2 protein-coding genes are annotated in these 1,741 nt (G+C 67.8%); both read left to right on the forward strand.

Annotation, left to right across the window (positions count from 1 at the left end):
* Window positions 1-332: HEAT repeat domain-containing protein (locus EN780_RS33505; protein ID WP_189556956.1), on the forward strand; the 332-nt coding region annotated here is incomplete at its 5' end.
* Window positions 329-1,741: glycosyltransferase (locus EN780_RS33510; RefSeq protein ID WP_189556958.1), on the forward strand; the 1,413-nt coding region annotated here is incomplete at its 3' end. The genes EN780_RS33505 and EN780_RS33510, both read left to right, overlap by 4 nt.

A 1,741-nucleotide genomic window follows, 5' to 3' on the forward strand; every position in this document is an offset into this window, starting at 1 on the left:
CACCCGAGGTCGCCGCCGCCGCGCTCCGCGCGCTCGGCCTGACCGGCCATGCCGACGCGCCGTCCATCCTGGCGAGCGCGATGGCGAGCGACGACCTCGACGTGCGCGCCGACGCCGCCGACGCCGCCGGCCGCCTCGGCCTCTCCGAGCTCGCCGCGACGCTCGCCGGGCTGATGGACGACGAGGTGTGGACCGTGCGCTATGCCGCCGCCAACGCGCTGCGCTCCTTCGGCCAGCCGGGCGAGACGATGCTGCGCGCGATGGCCGCCAGCGACGTCTCGCGCAGCCAGCGCACCGCCTCGCTCATCCTTGCCGAGGGCCCCGCCACATGATCGCCGACTGGAGCCACCAGATCGTTCTGACAGCCACAATCCTGTCCTGGTTCATCATCGGGGCCGGGCTGGCGCAAACGGCGATCTACCTGTTGCAGCTCATCGTCGCCGCCTACGCGCTGTCCATGCGCCCGCCGGTGGCGCGCTCGGCGCTGCTCTGGCACCGCTACGGCGACGTCGCGCCGCCGATCGCGCTTTTGGTGCCCGCCTACAACGAGGCACTGAACGTGGTCGAGAGCGTCCATTCCATGCTGGCGCTCGAATATCCGAACTTCGAGGTCGTCGTCATCAACGACGGCTCGAAGGACCAGACGCTGCAGCGGCTGATCGAGGCCTTCAGGCTGGTGAAATTCCACCGGCCCTATGAGGAGGAGCTGGCGCACATGCCGATCCGCGGCCTCTATTCCTCGCCGATGACCGAGCGGCTGTTCGTGGTCGACAAGGAGAATGGCGGCAAGGCCGACGCCCAGAATGCTGGCATCAATGTCTGCCGCGCGCCGCTGTTCTGCGTCATCGATGGCGATTCCATCCTCGAGCCCGACGCGCTGATGCGCGCCGCGCAGCCCTTCATCGACGACCCCGAGCGCACCATCGCCGTCGGTGGCACCATCCGCATCGCCAACGGCTCGACGATCGAGGCGGGCAGGGTGCGCGAGGTGCACCTGCCGTGGCGCCTGCTGCCGCTGTTGCAGGTGGTCGAATATTTGCGCGCCTTCCTGATGGCCAGGCTGGCCTGGAGCCGCATCAACACGCTGATGCTGGTCTCCGGCGCCTTCGGCATGTTCCGCCGCGCCGAAGTGGTGGCGGTCGGCGGCTTCACCAAGGGCTCGATGGGCGAGGACCTCGACCTCGTCATCAAGCTGCACCGCCACATGCGCGATACGAAGCGCAAATACCGCATCCAGTTCGTCCCCGAGCCGGTGTGCTGGACCGAGGCGCCGGAGACGCTGAGCGTGCTGGCCAGGCAGCGCACGCGCTGGCAGCGCGGTGCGCTCGAGTGCTTCTTCCGCTACCGTTCGATGCTGTTCAATCCGCGCTATGGCCGCGTCGGCTTCCTCGGCTTCGGCCACATACTGATCGTCGACGTGCTAGGCCCGGTGGCCGAGGTGCTGGGCTATATCCTGATCCCGGCCTTCTGGCTGCTCGGCATCCTATCCGGCGAATATCTGCTCGCCTTCACCTCGCTGGTCTTCACCTACGGCGTCTGCGTCAGCGTCTGTTCGCTGGTGCTCGAAGAAGCCGAACTGCAGCGCTTCCCCCGTGCGCGAGACCTTGCGGTGCTGACGGCGGTCGCCGTGATCGAGAATTTCGGCTACCGCCAGCTCAACAATTTCTGGCGCGTCAAAGGCTGGTGGCAATTCCTGCGCGGCAACCAGGGCTGGGGCGAGATGACCCGGACCGGCCTCGGC

Origin of the sequence: Mesorhizobium sp. M4B.F.Ca.ET.089.01.1.1 (genome assembly GCF_004022605.1) — a bacterium.
Classification (GTDB): Bacteria; Pseudomonadota; Alphaproteobacteria; order Rhizobiales; family Rhizobiaceae; genus Mesorhizobium; species Mesorhizobium abyssinicae.